The organism is Mucilaginibacter sp. KACC 22063, from assembly GCF_028736115.1.
GTDB lineage: Bacteria > Bacteroidota > Bacteroidia > Sphingobacteriales > Sphingobacteriaceae > Mucilaginibacter.
The window spans coordinates 3,242,064-3,258,166 of the sequence record NZ_CP117877.1 but is presented as its reverse complement, the minus strand read 5'-3'; the positions used below and the strand labels follow the sequence as shown (position 1 = coordinate 3,258,166).

At 39.8% G+C, this 16,103-nt stretch carries 18 protein-coding genes; 5 read left to right on the top strand and 13 right to left on the bottom strand.

The features are described 5' to 3' along the window. Positions 1 to 11: 11 nt before the first annotated feature. Entirely contained in the window at positions 12 to 530 is a 519-nt protein-coding gene (locus PQ461_RS14005) for a helix-turn-helix domain-containing protein (RefSeq protein WP_274206148.1), read from the top strand. Positions 531 to 606: 76 nt separating this feature from the next. Beyond that, complete coding sequence (locus tag PQ461_RS14000; protein ID WP_274206147.1) at positions 607 to 1,344, top strand: heavy-metal-associated domain-containing protein; 738 nt, start codon at positions 607 to 609, stop codon at positions 1,342 to 1,344. Positions 1,345 to 1,470: 126 nt separating this feature from the next. On the opposite strand, the gene murA is transcribed toward PQ461_RS14000, so the two are convergent. After that, positions 1,471 to 2,778 carry a UDP-N-acetylglucosamine 1-carboxyvinyltransferase gene (gene murA, locus PQ461_RS13995; RefSeq protein WP_274206146.1) on the bottom strand — a complete coding sequence of 436 codons (1,308 nt, stop codon included), beginning with the start codon at positions 2,776 to 2,778 and terminating at the stop codon, positions 1,471 to 1,473. Positions 2,779 to 2,899: 121 nt separating this feature from the next. Continuing rightward, a complete protein-coding gene (locus tag PQ461_RS13990) occupies positions 2,900 to 3,613 on the bottom strand; it encodes a DUF4290 domain-containing protein (protein WP_274206145.1) in 714 nt (237 codons plus the stop codon). 187 nt (positions 3,614 to 3,800) lie between these two features. Here PQ461_RS13990 and PQ461_RS13985 point away from each other — a divergent pair, with 187 nt between their 5' ends. Then, a complete protein-coding gene (locus tag PQ461_RS13985) occupies positions 3,801 to 4,919 on the top strand; it encodes a mandelate racemase/muconate lactonizing enzyme family protein (protein WP_274206144.1) in 1,119 nt (372 codons plus the stop codon). Positions 4,920 to 4,940: 21 nt separating this feature from the next. On the opposite strand, the gene PQ461_RS13980 is transcribed toward PQ461_RS13985, so the two are convergent. The 4 genes from PQ461_RS13980 to PQ461_RS13965 form a co-directional block, all read right to left on the bottom strand. Beyond that, positions 4,941 to 6,101, bottom strand: a complete 1,161-nt coding sequence (locus PQ461_RS13980; RefSeq protein ID WP_274206143.1) for a M23 family metallopeptidase — start codon at positions 6,099 to 6,101, stop codon at positions 4,941 to 4,943. 658 nt (positions 6,102 to 6,759) lie between these two features. Further along, on the bottom strand, positions 6,760 to 7,185 hold the full coding sequence (locus PQ461_RS13975) for a DUF3828 domain-containing protein (protein WP_274206142.1): 426 nt from the start codon (positions 7,183 to 7,185) through the stop codon (positions 6,760 to 6,762). 139 nt (positions 7,186 to 7,324) lie between these two features. Then, a complete protein-coding gene (locus PQ461_RS13970) occupies positions 7,325 to 7,456 on the bottom strand; it encodes a hypothetical protein (RefSeq protein WP_274206141.1) in 132 nt (43 codons plus the stop codon). A 64-nt stretch (positions 7,457 to 7,520) separates the two neighbouring features. Next, positions 7,521 to 8,891: a dipeptidase gene (locus PQ461_RS13965; RefSeq protein ID WP_274206140.1), complete on the bottom strand. Its 1,371-nt coding sequence runs from the start codon at positions 8,889 to 8,891 to the stop codon at positions 7,521 to 7,523. A 318-nt stretch (positions 8,892 to 9,209) separates the two neighbouring features. Between PQ461_RS13965 and PQ461_RS13960 the strand changes: the two genes are divergently transcribed. After that, the gene (locus PQ461_RS13960; RefSeq protein ID WP_274206139.1) at positions 9,210 to 10,166 is read left to right on the top strand and encodes an SGNH/GDSL hydrolase family protein; all 957 of its coding nucleotides are present in this window, start codon (positions 9,210 to 9,212) and stop codon (positions 10,164 to 10,166) included. An 11-nt stretch (positions 10,167 to 10,177) separates the two neighbouring features. Here PQ461_RS13960 and PQ461_RS13955 read toward each other — a convergent pair whose 3' ends face one another. The 4 genes from PQ461_RS13955 to PQ461_RS13940 are packed head-to-tail and all read right to left on the bottom strand — an operon-like array spanning position 10,178 to position 11,174. Continuing rightward, on the bottom strand, positions 10,178 to 10,345 hold the full coding sequence (locus tag PQ461_RS13955; protein WP_274206138.1) for a hypothetical protein: 168 nt from the start codon (positions 10,343 to 10,345) through the stop codon (positions 10,178 to 10,180). Between the two features lie 30 nt (positions 10,346 to 10,375). Then, positions 10,376 to 10,639 carry a hypothetical protein gene (locus PQ461_RS13950; RefSeq protein WP_274206137.1) on the bottom strand — a complete coding sequence of 88 codons (264 nt, stop codon included), beginning with the start codon at positions 10,637 to 10,639 and terminating at the stop codon, positions 10,376 to 10,378. 45 nt (positions 10,640 to 10,684) lie between these two features. Then, positions 10,685 to 10,942 carry a hypothetical protein gene (locus tag PQ461_RS13945; RefSeq protein ID WP_274206136.1) on the bottom strand — a complete coding sequence of 86 codons (258 nt, stop codon included), beginning with the start codon at positions 10,940 to 10,942 and terminating at the stop codon, positions 10,685 to 10,687. A 46-nt stretch (positions 10,943 to 10,988) separates the two neighbouring features. Then, positions 10,989 to 11,174 (bottom strand): hypothetical protein, encoded by a 186-nt coding sequence (locus PQ461_RS13940; RefSeq protein WP_274206135.1) that lies wholly within the window; start codon positions 11,172 to 11,174, stop codon positions 10,989 to 10,991. Positions 11,175 to 11,350: 176 nt separating this feature from the next. Here PQ461_RS13940 and PQ461_RS13935 point away from each other — a divergent pair, with 176 nt between their 5' ends. Then, on the top strand, positions 11,351 to 12,784 hold the full coding sequence (locus PQ461_RS13935; RefSeq protein ID WP_274206134.1) for a tetratricopeptide repeat protein: 1,434 nt from the start codon (positions 11,351 to 11,353) through the stop codon (positions 12,782 to 12,784). A gap of 6 nt (positions 12,785 to 12,790) precedes the next feature. Here the strand turns inward: PQ461_RS13935 and PQ461_RS13930 are convergent, their stop codons facing one another. From PQ461_RS13930 to PQ461_RS13920, 3 genes are all read right to left on the bottom strand, one after another. After that, the gene (locus tag PQ461_RS13930) at positions 12,791 to 13,078 is read right to left on the bottom strand and encodes a hypothetical protein (RefSeq protein WP_274206133.1); all 288 of its coding nucleotides are present in this window, start codon (positions 13,076 to 13,078) and stop codon (positions 12,791 to 12,793) included. 221 nt (positions 13,079 to 13,299) lie between these two features. Beyond that, positions 13,300 to 13,665 carry a helix-turn-helix domain-containing protein gene (locus PQ461_RS13925; protein ID WP_274206132.1) on the bottom strand — a complete coding sequence of 122 codons (366 nt, stop codon included), beginning with the start codon at positions 13,663 to 13,665 and terminating at the stop codon, positions 13,300 to 13,302. A 136-nt stretch (positions 13,666 to 13,801) separates the two neighbouring features. After that, positions 13,802 to 16,087 carry an ATP-dependent helicase gene (locus tag PQ461_RS13920; protein ID WP_274206131.1) on the bottom strand — a complete coding sequence of 762 codons (2,286 nt, stop codon included), beginning with the start codon at positions 16,085 to 16,087 and terminating at the stop codon, positions 13,802 to 13,804. Between the last annotated feature and the right edge of the window lie 16 nt (positions 16,088 to 16,103).

The following is a 16,103-nucleotide window of genomic DNA, read 5'->3' as shown; positions in this document are numbered from 1 at the left end:
AGCGCTGTGTTATGGCGGTTGAGAAAGTACTTACCGAAGGGGGATACCATATTAAACAAGTGGATCTGGGAGAAGCAGAAATTGCCGAAGAACCTACTAAAGATCAGCTTGATAAGCTGAATACCGAACTGCATAAGCTTGGCTTTGAACTGATTGACGACCGGAAAAGCAGGTTGATTGAAAAGATTAGAAACATTATTGTGGAGTTAGTACACCATAGTGATGAGCCATTACAAGTCAACCTTTCTGATTATCTGACCCAACAGCTGCCATACGATTATAAATATTTAAGCAATATCTTTTCAGAATCAACAGGAACAACCATCGAAAAGTATTATATCAGTCAAAAGATAGAAAAGATAAAAGAGCTGCTCACTTATGACGAGCTAAGCCTTAGCGAAATTGCTTACCGTATGGGTTACAGCAGTGCAGCATACCTGTCGAACCAATTTAAAAAACTGACGGGGCTTACGCCTGGCCATTTTAAAGAAATAGGCAGCGACAAACGCCGAAATATTGAAGAACTGTAAATCTTATAGTAACAACTGCCAATATTGTAAGCTTTGCGGCTAATTGCATCGTATTTTTGTGTTTCAGATTTTAATTATGGAACATACCTATGCAGTTACCGGCATGACCTGTGCCGGATGCCAATATAAAGTACAAACCTTACTGGGAAAGGTAAGCGGTGTTACCGATGTTGATATTGATTTAGATGCCGGTGAAGCGCATGTAAAAATGGATCATCATGTGCCAACAAGTGATTTGCAAAACGCTTTAAAAGAATATCCAAAATATCAGCTTAATGAAAAGCAGGTGAGCATGCCTGCGATGTCAGCTTTTGAGGAGCTGGCTGAAAAGAGCTGGGTGGAGACCTACAAGCCAATATTATTGATCTTTGGGTACATTTTTGTAGCCTCGATGATAGCCGGGGCAACGCCGATTGGCTTTAATGAAATGTTAGCTATGCGCATTTTTATGGCAGGCTTCTTTTTGGTCTTCTCTTTCTTTAAGCTACTTAACCTTGAAGGCTTTGCAGATAGTTATGCTATGTATGATGTTATCGCCCGGAAATTTAAGGGATGGGGGTATATCTATGCTTTTACAGAGTTGGCATTAGGTTTGGCTTATGCTACTAACTTTCAACCAGTAATTACTAATGCGGTAACATTTGTGGTAATGTCGGTAAGTATTGTAGGCGTTTTACAAACTGTTTTATCCAAAAAGACAATTCGTTGTGCTTGCCTGGGAGCAGTGTTTAACCTGCCGATGAGCACCGTTACCATTATTGAAGATGGCTTGATGATAGCCATGAGTGCGGTAATGCTGGTGATGTTGTTTTAGACCTTATTTACGTTCCCTCCCTGCGGGAGGGTAAGGGAGGGGTACTGGTAGTAGTTAAACCCCTCCCCGCTATTCCGCTATCCAACGCGCCCCTCCCGACGGGAGGGATATATAGACTGATAATATTTATATCCTTGTAATATCTGCACCTAAAGCCCTTAAGCGCTCGTCGATGTGCTGATAGCCACGTTCAATTTGTTCGATGTTGTAGATAGTCGACTGGCCTTGTGCTGATAATGCTGCAATCAGTAATGAAACTCCGGCGCGGATATCTGGCGAGGTCATTGAAATACCGCGTAGCTGCACGCGTTTATCTAAACCGATAACACTTGCACGATGCGGATCGCAAAGTATGATCTGGGCACCCATATCCAATAACTTATCAACGAAGAACAGGCGGCTCTCAAACATTTTCTGGTGAATAAGAACTGAGCCTTTAGCTTGCGTAGCTACGACCAGTACAATGCTCAACAGGTCGGGGGTGAAGCCTGGCCACGGGGCATCGGCAATGGTCATGGTAGAACCATCAATGAAAGTCTCGATCTCGTAATGGTCCTGAGCAGGGATGTAAATATCATCACCGCGACGCTCCAGCTTAATACCTAAACGCCTAAATGTATTGGGAATGATGCCTAACTCATCATAATGTACATCCTTGATGGTAATCTCTGAACCCGTCATGGCAGCAAGGCCGATGAACGAGCCAATTTCGATCATATCAGGCAGCATGCGGTGCTCTGTGCCTTTTAACTCGGTTACACCTTCAATAGTAAGCAGGTTTGAACCGATGCCACTGATTTTTGCACCCATACGATTCAGCATTTTACAAAGCTGCTGTAAATAAGGTTCGCAGGCGGCATTATAAATGGTGGTTGTACCTTTTGCTAAAACTGCAGCCATTACAATGTTTGCCGTACCAGTTACCGATGCTTCGTCCAAAAGGATATAGGTTCCTTTAAGATCACTGGCATCAACCTTATAAAACCCGGTTTCGGGGTTGTAGTCAAAACGTGCGCCTAATTTTTCAAAGCCTAAAAAGTGAGTATCCAAACGACGGCGGCCTATTTTATCACCACCCGGTTTGGGTATTGCTGCTTTACCATAGCGTGCCAGCAAAGGGCCAACAATCATGATAGAGCCACGTAAGCCACCACCTTTAGCTTTAAACTCCGGTGATTCGAAAAATTCGGGATCTATATTTTTAGCCTGGAAACGGTAAGTATCAGAAGCAAGGCGCTCTGTTTCTACGCCCATATCCTGCAATAATTCAATTAATTTATTTACATCTACAATATCAGGGATATTGCTAATGGTCATGGGTTCTGGAGTAAGCAATACCGCTGATAGTATCTGTAGCGCCTCATTTTTGGCGCCCTGTGGTATAATTTCACCTTTAAGCGGTTTGCCGCCCTGAATTACAAAAGCGTTTTTCATAAAGTTTTAAACGTATTTGTTCCGGTTTATGTGTTGGTTTATATAAAAAATATGCCCCCGAAACGGGGGCTAAGTTACATTAAAAGAAGTTGAAAAAAAGCAGCGCTCTTTTATCAATAGATTAATATTTTTTTCCGCGATTACGGTTATTCTGATTGTTGTTGCGCGGATTGTTGTTGCGGTTATTCTGGTTATTGTTACGCGGATTATTGTTATTTGTGCGGCCGCGGTTGTTGTTATTATTGTTGGTTGGGGTAACCCTGTACTCAACCCGGTTAAGGTTTACGTTTTCTTCAAGGCTAAGATCGCCTCCCGACATATCTTTTAGGTCAGAAATAATGCTTTCATCAGCAACCGAATCTTTATTCCATTGCACATAAGCCATCTTCATAAAATTGGCAATAGCTTGTACCATGTGCTGTTTACGCGCCGGATCTTCTATTGATTTGGCCTTATCCATCATTAACTCAACGGTTTTACCATAATGTTTGTATTTAATACGTTGATTAGGGTATTTAAGCGGAGCCGGCTTAGCATGTAATACTTCAGGCTCTGGCAATGGGTAGGGCGAATCTACATCAATTTTGAAATCAGAGATCAGATGCAGGTGATCCCATAACTTATGTTTAAAGTCGGCAACATCGCGTAGGTGAGGATTTAAAAAACCCATCAGGTCAATTACCACCTGTGCATAGCGGTTACGTTCTTCTTTTGTTGGTAAACCGCATATATATTTTACCATATTTTGTACGTTGCGGCCGTACTCGGTAAGTAATAATTTGCTCCTGGTTGAATTGTAATCAAATTCAGTTAAAGGCTTATTAGATTGGGCCATGTAATTTTAAAGCTTATAAAATGTACTTGGTGCACTTATAATTGCATAGGGCAACGGGCACAGTAAATGACAAGTGTAAATAAATTTATTGTAGTAACGCAAATATAGCTGAAATTGTGTTACAAGCAAATCTATAAAATTTGAAAATCGTTAAGCTAATGTAAATTAGCATTGTAAAACATCATATATGGCTACCGAAAAAACGCAACTTAAAATTACGCACATAGATATATACCGTTTCAGTATTGAAATGGAACCTTTTACCATTGCTACCGGCACCATGAACTATGCGCAGAACACCTTTATCCGTGTGCATACTGATGCAGGCTTCTATGGAGTAGGCGAGTGTTCTGCCTTCCCGATGATTGTGGGCGAAACCCAGGATACCTGCCTGATTATGGCGCGTGAGTTTGCTAAGCTTTGGACAGGTAAGGATGCGCTTGATATACCGGCCCGGCTGCAGCAGCTGCATGATTTTACAGCAGGCAACACTACCATAAAAAGTGGTTTTGATATGGCGCTGTATGATATTGCATCCAAACATGCGGGTTTGCCTTTATATCAGTACCTGGGTGGCAGCAAACGCGAAACAGAGAGCGATATTACAATTGGTATCAGTACGCCAGAGATTATGGCGCAAAAAGCTATAGCATTTAAAAATACCGGTGCGTATATATTAAAGGTAAAGTTGGGTAAGAATGCTTTGGAAGATGTGGAACGGATAAAGCAGATAAGGCATGCAGTTGGCAGCGACATGAAGATAAGGGTAGATGCTAACCAGGGATGGAGCTTAGACGATGCTGTTATTGCTTTAAACGGACTTGGCGAACTTGATGTGGAGTTTTGTGAACAACCCATGCGAACCTGGTATAACGACCGCCTGCCTGAATTGATGAAGTTATCACCGGTTAAAATTATGGCCGATGAAAGTGTGTACAACCATCACGATGCGCGCATGCAGATACAAAGCGGCTCTTGCCATTATATCAATATCAAACTGGCCAAATCCGGTGGCTTGTACGAAGCTAAAAAGATACACGATGTTGCTGCGGAGAACGGCGTAGCCTGTATGATGGGTGGTATGCTGGAAAGTCGTATTGCACTCAGCGCCAAATTGCATTTTGTTTACGCAAGTCCTAATATTCATTTTTATGATATGGACACCTGTATGCTGGGCCACCTCGAAGACCCATGTACAGGAGGTGTTACCTATGATGGATATAAATTGAATATAGACGATGCTATTGGCATAGGCGCTGATGCCGATGAAGCGTTTTTAGCTAAATGCGAAAGATGGACCGTGTAATTAGCGCATAAAATTTTCAGGTCATTTATCTTTTCCTTTTGCAAAGTCGACAACCTGATCTTGAGTTGGCAGTTCGTTTTTGTGGATAGGTGCAGGTTGATTTGATTTATTATGTAAGCGATAACTTTCTATTACGTAAGGTATGCCTTCCCCTTCAAGTAATTTGGGTGAGGAAGTAACCTCAAAATGCAAATGCGGTTCGCGGGCATCTCCGGAAGCGCCGATATTTGCCAGCAGTTGCCCTTTGTGAACATGGTCCCCGGCTTTAACTTTTAAACTACCGGCTTTTAAATGCATGTAATGCGCGTATTGGCCATTACCTACGTCAAGTACAATGTAATTGCCTGCAAGTCTGTCCAACGTTAGTGTCACCGCCGGATGAAACGCTTTCCCATGGCCCGGAACATTATCAGGCAAGCCATCTGTTGCTTTAATGATAACGCCATCTGCAACTGCATATACTTTTTCGCTGTAACAATAGTAGTCGTGGGCATCGCGCGCATTTCCAGAATAAGATGTGCTATCCACGAATTTTTTCCAGTCGATAGCATACCGGCGAGAATCTACAGACCGGCCGTTGAGGATAATAACACCTCGCCTGTGATGATTGTCCGGATCATTGCTTGGGCCATCCGCAGCCGTCCAGTTATTCCCTTCTAATGGGGGTGCCAGTACCTGTAATTTATTTTGCCGGGTCGAAATGATAGCCCCCTGCAGTGAATCTGTTTCGGTGAATACGCGGTGTAATACTTTAGCCGGAAAAGGCTTGTTTATATTTGATGTAGCTTCCATAAACACAATTGCCGACTGTCCGCTGCCGAGTGTTAATTTGTCGGTAGCATTGTCTGCCAGGGGTTTCAGCATGGTATTAAGTTGTACAGTATCAAATTTTAATATTGTACTGCCATCTTTCTTATCAGCATCAATCAGATCTATACGGCGCAATTTTACAGGCTCAGCACTGAAATTGGTAAGCTGTAATTCATAAAGCAAATGGTATCTTGAACCATTCGGAAAGGCAGTAGGCGCAAAGGGTACACGCATCTCTAATTGTAATGGAAAAGAGAAAGGCTTTTCTGTGATGGGCTTAACAGTTGCTGTTTGGGCTACCGATATTTGAGATTGTAAAGTTAACCAAAGCAAAAACGATATAATAAATAGTAAGCTGTTAGCTATTCGCATAGTTTAGATATTTCACCATTCGACGCAAAGGCGATTTAAAGGTTACAGCTTTGACAAAAATAAACCCTGACACACTCGCTGTGTCAGGGTTTTAACCTAAACCTTATCACAATAACAGATCATTGGAACGATCTGTGCTGCAATATTAAGGTGTAATTCTGAATAAATTCTGAAGATGAATTTTTAACTAGGTAGTTGCGTATCTATTATATAATAGATAAGGGCTTGTTCCCTGAGAAAATAAGTAATTATGTTACAGGCCTAAATTCTTTAGGCAAGACGCTTATCAGATGAAGATTAATGTGTGGAGATCAGCATTGAATCTTTAGAATATATACAGCAATAAAATAAAATGCGATATAAGCTAAAATCGGAGAAAAATTTGCACCGTTTTTTACTTTTGCAAGTGCCGCCTCCATCTGTTGTAAAGCGAACATTGTTTTACCTGATTGTGTCTCTAATATTATGAAATTAGTAAAACTTATTAGATCATGTTCTATCTAATTATTGTTCTGATGCTATTAGCGGTTTAAGGTATTTTGACGCTAATAACATGGCTGAAAAGCGATTGAACCGCCATTCTTCCCATAGGTAATCAAAATAGCAGCTTTCTTAAATTGGGGTTATTATTATTGTTTAAGGTTCAAAAAAGATTTGTTTACTCAATTGCAGCAATTTTATATAAACCATTTTGGTTGACTACGAGCAGATGGATAACGATTTTTTCATTGGTATCATTAATAGCTGTATAAGATACCGCGTAGATATTGCTTTTTTTCGGGTCTTTTTTAATGTGCAGGGTTTTTAGCCACTCTTTGTCACAATCCTGCGCTTTCAAAAATGGGTCTGCATCAGTTTTTACAGCTAATTTTTTAAATTGCTTTAAACAAGCTGGCGTACAGTTTTTTTGTCTTAATGAAGATAAGGTCTGATCAATAATCTTCAAATCTTTGTCGCTGGAAAGTTCTGACATGTATGCCGTATAAAATTTGTTTAGCATTGTAATTGCCTGTTCAGGTGAGCTGCTTTGCGCTTTAGATGTGATAGCGGTTGCTACAAGTAATAGCGTTAATATCAATTTCATAATGAGAGATTTATTAAATGTAGTTATTAATTACAAAAAAATGCCCATCCTTAATCAGAATGGGCATTTAAGTTTGTATAAACAAACTCCGCTAAGTCCGGTTGCCGATATCACATCGCGGACTCTATTTATTAGCAACTTATTTGCTGCTTTTCTTTTTGCTGCCGCTGCTCATCTCTTTTGCCGCTGCACTTTTTTCTTGTTTAGAAGCCTTTGGATCTCTCATCTCTTTTGAGGCTTCGCTTTTAGTTTTTGATTTTGTAGTTGCCATAGGTGTGAAAATTTATTAACTATATAATAAATCATGAACGGTAATTGTTTTTGTAAGAATTAAATTATTTACTTAATTCTGCAAAATATTTATGAAATAAAGGTAAGGTCTCAATTCCTTTGTAATAATTATAAATATCATACTTCTCATTAGGCGAGTGCAGGGCATCGCTGTCGAGACCAAATCCCATCAATACAGTTTTAATGCCTAACTCGGCTTCGAACAGGGCAACAATAGGTATACTACCGCCCCCGCGGGTAGGGATAGGTTCTTTGCCAAAAGATTCAGTAATAGCTTTTTGAGCTGCTTTATAAGCTACACTATCAGTAGGTGTAACTACCGGTTCGCCGCCATGATGCGGGGTAACCTTTACCTTAACGTTTTTAGGGGCAATTTTCAAAAAGTGATCCGTAAACAATTGGGTTATTTTTTCTGAGGTTTGATTAGGTACCAAACGCATCGAAATTTTGGCGTTAGCTTTTGACGGAAGCACGGTTTTAGCACCCTCGCCAATATATCCGCCCCATACACCGTTTACTTCAAGCGTAGGGCGGGTGCCGGTGCGCTCAAAGGTTGAGTAACCTTTTTCACCCCACAGTTCTTCAACGCCTAAGTCTTTTTTGTATTCTTCTTCGCTGTATGGCGCTGAGTTTAAAGCAGTTTTTTCATCAGCAGTCAATTCAACAACATCATCATAAAAACCGGGAATGGTAATGTGGTTGTTTTCGTCATGCAATGAGGCAATCATTTTAGCCAATATAGTTGCCGGATTAGCTACTGCACCACCGTATACCCCAGAGTGCAGGTCGCGGTTAGGGCCGGTCACTTCCACTTCCAGGTAAGACAGGCCACGCAACCCGGTTTCAAGCGATGGGTTTTCCATGCTGATCATTGATGTGTCGGAGATCAGCACAATATCAGCCTTTAATTTTTCTTTGTTCTCTTTAACAAAAATACCAAGGTTTGATGAGCCAACTTCTTCTTCGCCTTCTATCATAAACTTTACGTTGCATGCAAGCGTACCTGTTTGCATCATCAGTTCAAAAGCCTTAACGTGCATGTAAAACTGGCCTTTATCGTCACATGCACCACGTGCATAAATTTTACCGTCGCGCACGGTTGGTTCAAAAGGAGGGGTTACCCAAAGCTCCAACGGATCGGGTGGTTGTACGTCATAATGGCCATATACCAAAACCGTTGGTTTTGAAGGATCAATCATTTTTTCACCATATACGATAGGATAGCCTGCGGTTGGGCAAATCTCTACCTTATCGGCTCCTGCTTGCCTTAATTTTTCGGCAACATAATCTGCAGTTTTTAAAACCGAATCTTTATACTTAGGGTCGGCGCTTACCGAAGGGAAGCGTAGCAACTCGAAAAGCTCGTCCATAAACCGGTCGCGGTGCTGGTCGATATATTGTTTGATCTGTTCCATAACAATTTGTTTGCAGGCAAATATATCTGATGCCGTGGAATATTTTTCTTCCTATTCCACATAAAAAACGTTTACCACAAATTGCTATAAAATATGTAGATTTGAGTTTGATTATAAGTTTGTGCTAATCAACTTATAATCAGAATTTTAAAGTGATTATCCCCTTATTTAAACTGATTGCTAAGGCTGGTATCTGATTTGCCTGTATGCTACACATGTGCAGGCTTATTACTGATAAAGCATTAACGGTTGATTAAGCGATAACAAAGTGCAGATCAGAAAATGAAACTAAAGAGTTTAATACGCTCTGTAATCTTATTGAGTTTAATTAGATGCGGATCCGTATATGCACAACAGCAGCCTGCACCACAAAATCCTGTTATTTACGGTCAGCTTCCCAGCTGTAGTGCTGCTGCACGTTTTTATAGTAAAGACAGTATCAATATTACCACTTTTGGCGCCAGTACTGTACATGGTATGAATGGTAGCGATTTTCAAACTCCTTTGCAACAGGATTTTGAACATTGTTATAAAGGCAAGATTTTATCGGTAACAAACAACGGTATTCCCGGCGAAACTACAACACAAGGTTTAACAAGATTTCAAAATGCTATTGCCGGAAGGACAGGCTTTATCCTAATTTTAATGGGAGCCAACGATGCAACTGCCATGTTCAACAAGAAGATGAGAATTGCAGAAACGGAAAAAAATATGCGGTTTTACATTGAACAAAGTAAAAAGTATAACCTGATTCCTATAATTGGTACATTACAGTTTTTTAACGATACAAAAAACGAGTCCAACAGAACTATTAATTTATATATAAAGCAAATTAACGCCTTGTATAAACGTTTGGCACAGGAGTACAATATTGTATATGCAGATATTAACAGGGCGCTGGGCCGTAACTTTTCTTTATACTCTGATGATATTCATCCTAATGCTCAAGGTAATACATTAGTGGCCTATGTTTGGTTTGATGCCATAAATAAAGTAATTGAAAACCAGTTACTACTTATTGGTTTAAACCAAAACTACCCTAACCCAGTAAGGGATAATGCTAAAATTGGGTTCAGTTTATCTCAGGCCAGCCATGTGAAAATTCTGCTTTACAGTATGAACGGTGCAAATGTTAAAACTATTTATGACGATTATGATAGCGCCGGCTATCATGAATTTGGTGTCACCTTAAGCGATCTTGCACCGGGTGTTTATGTTTACGTAATGCAGGTAGGCGGCCAGCGCCTTAGTAAAAAAATGGTTATTGTAAGATGATAAGCCAGCTTTTAATCAGCGGTAGCAATATCATTTTTTGATATTCCGTAATGATCTGCGTTAAATTCAGCCTTATCAATTTTTACGGTATTTGTTTTTACTTCGGCGTTCTTGTTTAAAGAAAATGCGGTTAAGCCAAATACTGCTATTGCTGCTGTTGCGATTAATAACTTTTTCATTTTGTGTTACGATTAAATAATAAATAGAAATTAATTGCTGCTGCCATCAGCCTGGCCGATCTCATTCTTGGCACCATCTGCCTGGCCAATTTCATTCTTAGCGTTTTCAACACTCAGTTTTGTAGCGCCATCAGCTTGTCCAATCTCGTTTTTAGCGCCGTCAGCTTGCCCAATCTCGTTTTTAGCACCTAATGTTTTTGCTTTAACCGAAGTTGGCTGTACGCTGTTATCTTTAGTACAAGCGGTGAAAGATGCTGTTAATATTACTACTGCTGCTATGATTAATTTTTTCATGATGATCTGTTGTTAAGAGAGTTTAAATAATAGTTGATTAAGGAATTAGTTGCCGTCGGCTTGTCCGATCTCATTCTTAGCACCATCTGCCTGGCCAATTTCATTCTTAGCGTTTTCAACACTCAGTTTCTTAGCGCCGTCTGCCTGGCCAATTTCATTTTTGGCGCCGTCAGCTTGCCCAATCTCGTTTTTTGCACCTAATGTTTTTGCTTTAACCGAAGTTGGCTGTACGCTGTTATCTTTAGTACAAGCGGTGAAAGATGCTGTTAATATTACTACTGCTGCTATGATTAATTTTTTCATGATGATCTGTTGTTAAGAGAGTTTAAATAATAGTTGATTAAAGGAATTAGTTGCCGTCAGCTTGTCCGATCTCGTTTTTAGCACCGTCTGCCTGGCCTATTTCATTTTTGGCGTTCTCGATACTTACTTTTTTCACTTTAACTGAGGCTGGCTGTACGCTGTTGTCTTTAGTACATGCGGTGAACGAGCCTATAAGTGCAATAAGTAGTGAGGAGTAAACAAATTTTTTCATATATAATTATTATAACTATTTGACTATCAATTATTTAATGATACAAATGTAAATATGTTTTTCTAATTGACAAGAATTTTTTTTTATTTTTTTCAATTCCTTATTTGAGGCATTTTCAACATGTCATTGTGTTAATTTTTTTATAACTTTCAGCACATTTACGCGTATAATGCTTAATGAAAAAACTTATCGCTTTTTTGTTTTCAATCGTTTTTTCAACTGTTGTTTACGGGAATATATTTAAATATGTTGCTACCGATACGGCCGAAATATCGAAATTGAATAACGAAGGTTACAACCTTCGTCGTTCGGATCCGGATCAGACGATTGCTAAGGCAAGCAAAGCTCTTCAACTTGCAAAAAAATCAGGATATGGCTCACTCGTAGCCGAATCATACCGTGTAATAGGGGTAGGATATAGTTATAACGGCGAACCTGAAAAGGCTATCGAAAGTTATTTGTATGCCTTGTCTTACTTTCAGGCAGATAATAACCTTGCCGGCCAGGCTAAAGTTTATAATAACATTGGAAACCTGTACCGGGACAACGACTCAGAGCGTGCGCTTGAAAACATGCGCAAATCATTGCAAATAGCCGAAAAGATCAACGATAAAAATCTTATAGCATCCCTTTACCTTAACATTGGTAACGTTTATTACCGCCAGAAAGATTTTTATGAGGCATTAAATGATTACAAAAAAAGCAATGAGCTTTTTACCAAACTGGGTAACAAGGAGTATACGGTTATATGTATGCAAAATATCGGGGTAATATATTATAACCTTGGCCAATATAATGAAGCGGAAAAACTATTGGTTGCCACTAATGCAGATGCTAAAAAGAACAATCGCTACCAGCAAATTGCCAGTGTTGATATTACCCTGGCTGATCTTTACATTGCCAAAGGTGAATACAATAAGGCAGAAGCAGCATTGGAAGAAGGAAAGCAATATGCCGAGATATTAAAAAATAAATCGCTTTTGTCTGATTTTAAATATTCATCCTACAAACTTGAATTTAAGCGCAGGAATTATGAAAAAGCGCTTTATTACCTGCAGGATATTTATAAAAAAGATAGTACCTCATTTCAGGATGTAGTTTCGGCACGTATCAACTTATTACAAGTTAAGCACAAACAGGAAGAGCGCGAGCGGGAAAGCCAGCTTACTATTTTAAAGCAGCGCAACGAGCGTAACTTTTTTTGGGGGGTATCTGCTGTTGCTGTTTTATTGATCGTAGTAATTATTTTATTAGTTGGCAATGTAAGGCGTAAGGCAGAAACTAATAAAAGGCTTACTGACCTTAATAACGAGGTTTCAAAGCAAAAAGATAATCTCGACCGTATTAATCATCATCTGGAAGAAATTATTGACGAGCGTACCAAAGATCTTCAGATCAAAAACCGCAAGCTTGCAGATTATTCATCCTACTTATCGCATCAGATACGCGGCCCTATTGCAACGTTAAAAGGGCTGATCAACTTAGAAAAAGAAGGCCTTGTAAACAAGGCCGAATGCTTTAACATGATGGATAAATGCGTTTCAGAAATTGATAGTAAAATTATGGACATGAGCGATATGCTGCATGACCAGAAACGTACTACCAATTAATTTCGATTATCTCACAAAAGGTAATGAAGAGTGTATCTGCGCTTCGAGCAGGCCCAGGTAGATGCAATAACGCGAGATCATTTGCAGTATAAGCAACTTGCCATGCCTTTTATATCCCTGCGTTTCAAAGGCAAGTTTCTTTTGTCCTGCTGTTACAAAATATTGCACCTCTGACTTGTTAGGCTTAAAACCCGACTTTAAGTCAAATGCTTTTACCTTAAGCTTTGTGTCAGGATCATGAATGGTGCCCTTATCGGCAGTTTTTTCATGTGGTATTGATATCATGTAGTTCATAGTTTCGAGGTAGAACGTGTGTTATTAAAGACACAATTATTAAACCACTATGCCATTAGCTACTAAATTGACTGTTTATTTCTAAACAAGCAGATTTACAGCAACATCAAGATAAAAAAATATAGTAGGAGTGAAAGTATTTTCTTTGCGATTAAAAGCGAAATAAGATACTGTACTTAGAAGTGTCAGCTTTTTACAACACTTATAGTACAGTATTTTATTTAGGATGCAATAGAATTACGGGTATGCAGCTCTTCGTAAAGCTCAATAACCTTACGCTGTAATGAGGCAATTTCAGTTTCGCGCTCAGACAGTTTTTGCTGCATAGAATTGATTTGCAGTAGTTGAGGTTCAATAATGCTGTTATCAAGTGTCAGTAAATGCACAACACTTACTTCAAAGATTTTAGCAATTTGTTCCAGACGTGATAAATTAACATCAGTTACACCGGTTTCAATTTTTGAAAATGCCGGAATAGAGATTCCCAATCTTGTAGCTACATCCTCCTGGCTCCAGTTATTTTGAGTGCGCAGAATACGGATGTTTTTACCAACAGATAGGTTTGCTTTGCGTTTTGGATCGTTCATTTAGATAATTAATTATGGAGAAAGCGTATTAATTCGTAGCCAAAAAAAATGCCATATATTAAATGTACGTTAATTGTGTTTAAACGGATTGTTGAATATATGGCGTGTGGAGTAAATTCCCCAAATTTCCCGATGATTAATTTACAATCCTCAGTTTTGCAAACTTTAATAATAGTTGTTTTTGCCCTATTTCTTTGAAAAAAATAGTTGCTTTAATATCCGGCTGTTTGCCCTCCAGATTAATAACTTTTCCAAATCCAAAGCGTTCGTGTTCTACTTCCATGCCTGTTTGCAGGTTTGATGTATCAGATGGCGCAAAGTTTGCAGACGGCACGTGCGCTTTTGCTAATATAGATGTGGTTTTTACCTGTTGCGATGCAGGCTTTGGTTTAGAAAAGCTTTCATTACTGCCAGATGTATTGCGTGACCATGCTGTACGTTCATCATTAAACGGATTATTTGACGGCTGTGGCTTGGCTGTATAGTCAAGTTCAAGATATTGCGGGTCAATCTCATCAAGGAAACGACTTGGTTCGCAGCTGATAAGTGTGCCAAATTTAAAGCGAGAGGTAGCATAACTGATAGTTAGCTTAGATTCGGCACGTGTAACGGCTACATAAAACAGGCGGCGTTCTTCTTCAAGATCACTGCGCGAATTTAGTGACATTTGCGAAGGAAACAGGTTTTCTTCCAGGCCTACTACGTTCACTTGCTTAAACTCAAGCCCTTTGCTGCTGTGTATCGTCATTAAAGATACTGTATCGGCATCCTTATTCTTGTCGTTATCATCATTGGTCAGCAATGCCACATCCTGCATAAAAATATCAAGGCCTTTTTCCTCAATATCTTCACGCTCAGAAAACTCTTTTATACCATTCAGTAGCTCTTGTATGTTTTCGTAACGGTTAAGGCCCTCTACCGATTTATCTTCGTACAGATCCTTTAATAATCCCGAATGCTGGGCAATATGCAGTGCGGCATCATAAGCTGATAGGTTTTTAGTAATTACCTGAAAGCTCTGGATCATGGTGCCAAAATTCCCTACCGAGCCCGAACTGCGCCCGTCAAGGTATTGAGATGGGTTAATCACCACCTCGAATAAAGAAATATTATGCTGGTCGGCACTTAGTATGATACGGTCAACTGTTGTATCGCCAATGCCACGTTTCGGATAATTAATTACACGTTTAAGCGCTTCTTCATCATTAGGATTAAAAGTTAAACGGAAGTAGGCAATAAGATCTTTAATTTCTTTACGCTGGTAAAAGGAGAGGCCGCCATAAATCTTATAAGGAATGTTCAGCTTACGTAAAGCTTCCTCCATTGACCTCGACTGGGCATTGGTACGGTAAAGAATGGCAAAGTCGTTCCACTTTAAACCATTATTGGCACGATCCTGCAAAATACCTTCGGCAACCATTTTACCTTCCTCGTTATCGCTGAAAGCACGCATTACCTTAATTTTATCGCCGCTTTCCTTTTCGCTGAAAACGTTCTTTTTAAGCTGCTCTTTATTGTTAGCAATAATACTGTTGGCAACCTTTACAATGTTTTGGGTAGAGCGGTAATTCTGTTCCAGCTTATATACTTTCAGATCCGGATAATCTTTCTCGAAGTTAAGGATGTTCTGGATGTTGGCACCGCGAAAGGCATAGATACTCTGCGCATCATCACCAACCACGCAAAGGTTTTCATTCATGGCTGCCAGCTTTTTAACAATCAGGTACTGCGAGAAGTTGGTATCCTGATACTCGTCCACCATCAGGTATTTAAATTTCAGCTGATACTTGTACAGTACATCCGGGTGGTCTTTCAGCAACTCATTAGTTTTATACAAAAGATCGTCAAAATCCATGGCGCCGGAGCGATAGCAGCGTGTGGCATAAGTTTCGTAGATCTTACCCATTTGCCCGCGGCCCTGCGAAAAATCGTCGGCCTGTATCTGCTCATTTTGCTGATAAGCCTGCCAGCCAATCAGGTTGTTTTTTGCAGCCGAAATCCGGTTGTATACAATATTGGCACTGTATAGCTTATCGTCCAGGTTCATTTCTTTTAAAATAGCCCTGATAACGCTTTTGCTATCGTCGGTATCATAAATGGTAAAATTGCTTGGATAGCCTATTTTCTCTGCTTCGACACGTAAAATTTTAGCAAAAACAGAGTGGAAGGTACCCATCCAAAGGTTTTTAGCTTCGGTACCAACAACATGGGTAATACGCTCGCGCATCTCGCGTGCAGCCTTGTTGGTAAAAGTAAGTACCAATATATTAAACGAGTCGACACCCTTGCGGATAAGGTGTGCAACGCGGTAAGTAATAACACGTGTTTTGCCCGAACCCGCACCGGCAATAATCATAACCGGGCCTTCGGTTTGTAAAACAGCTGCCCGCTGCTCCGGATTTAATCCCTCTAAATACTCCAATTCTGCTCCTGTTTTT

What these genes read in the sequence shown, in the direction of transcription:
- PQ461_RS14005 (WP_274206148.1), top strand. Translation starts at nt 12, where the DNA reads ATGGCGGTTGAGAAAGTACTTACCGAAGGGGGATACCATATTAAACAA.
- PQ461_RS14000 (WP_274206147.1), top strand. Translation starts at nt 607, where the DNA reads ATGGAACATACCTATGCAGTTACCGGCATGACCTGTGCCGGATGCCAA.
- murA (WP_274206146.1), bottom strand. Translation starts at nt 2,778, where the DNA reads ATGAAAAACGCTTTTGTAATTCAGGGCGGCAAACCGCTTAAAGGTGAA.
- PQ461_RS13990 (WP_274206145.1), bottom strand. Translation starts at nt 3,613, where the DNA reads ATGGCCCAATCTAATAAGCCTTTAACTGAATTTGATTACAATTCAACC.
- PQ461_RS13985 (WP_274206144.1), top strand. Translation starts at nt 3,801, where the DNA reads ATGGCTACCGAAAAAACGCAACTTAAAATTACGCACATAGATATATAC.
- PQ461_RS13980 (WP_274206143.1), bottom strand. Translation starts at nt 6,101, where the DNA reads ATGCGAATAGCTAACAGCTTACTATTTATTATATCGTTTTTGCTTTGG.
- PQ461_RS13975 (WP_274206142.1), bottom strand. Translation starts at nt 7,185, where the DNA reads ATGAAATTGATATTAACGCTATTACTTGTAGCAACCGCTATCACATCT.
- PQ461_RS13970 (WP_274206141.1), bottom strand. Translation starts at nt 7,456, where the DNA reads ATGGCAACTACAAAATCAAAAACTAAAAGCGAAGCCTCAAAAGAGATG.
- PQ461_RS13965 (WP_274206140.1), bottom strand. Translation starts at nt 8,891, where the DNA reads ATGGAACAGATCAAACAATATATCGACCAGCACCGCGACCGGTTTATG.
- PQ461_RS13955 (WP_274206138.1), bottom strand. Translation starts at nt 10,345, where the DNA reads ATGAAAAAGTTATTAATCGCAACAGCAGCAATAGCAGTATTTGGCTTA.
- PQ461_RS13950 (WP_274206137.1), bottom strand. Translation starts at nt 10,639, where the DNA reads ATGAAAAAATTAATCATAGCAGCAGTAGTAATATTAACAGCATCTTTC.
- PQ461_RS13945 (WP_274206136.1), bottom strand. Translation starts at nt 10,942, where the DNA reads ATGAAAAAATTAATCATAGCAGCAGTAGTAATATTAACAGCATCTTTC.
- PQ461_RS13940 (WP_274206135.1), bottom strand. Translation starts at nt 11,174, where the DNA reads ATGAAAAAATTTGTTTACTCCTCACTACTTATTGCACTTATAGGCTCG.
- PQ461_RS13935 (WP_274206134.1), top strand. Translation starts at nt 11,351, where the DNA reads ATGAAAAAACTTATCGCTTTTTTGTTTTCAATCGTTTTTTCAACTGTT.
- PQ461_RS13930 (WP_274206133.1), bottom strand. Translation starts at nt 13,078, where the DNA reads ATGAACTACATGATATCAATACCACATGAAAAAACTGCCGATAAGGGC.
- PQ461_RS13925 (WP_274206132.1), bottom strand. Translation starts at nt 13,665, where the DNA reads ATGAACGATCCAAAACGCAAAGCAAACCTATCTGTTGGTAAAAACATC.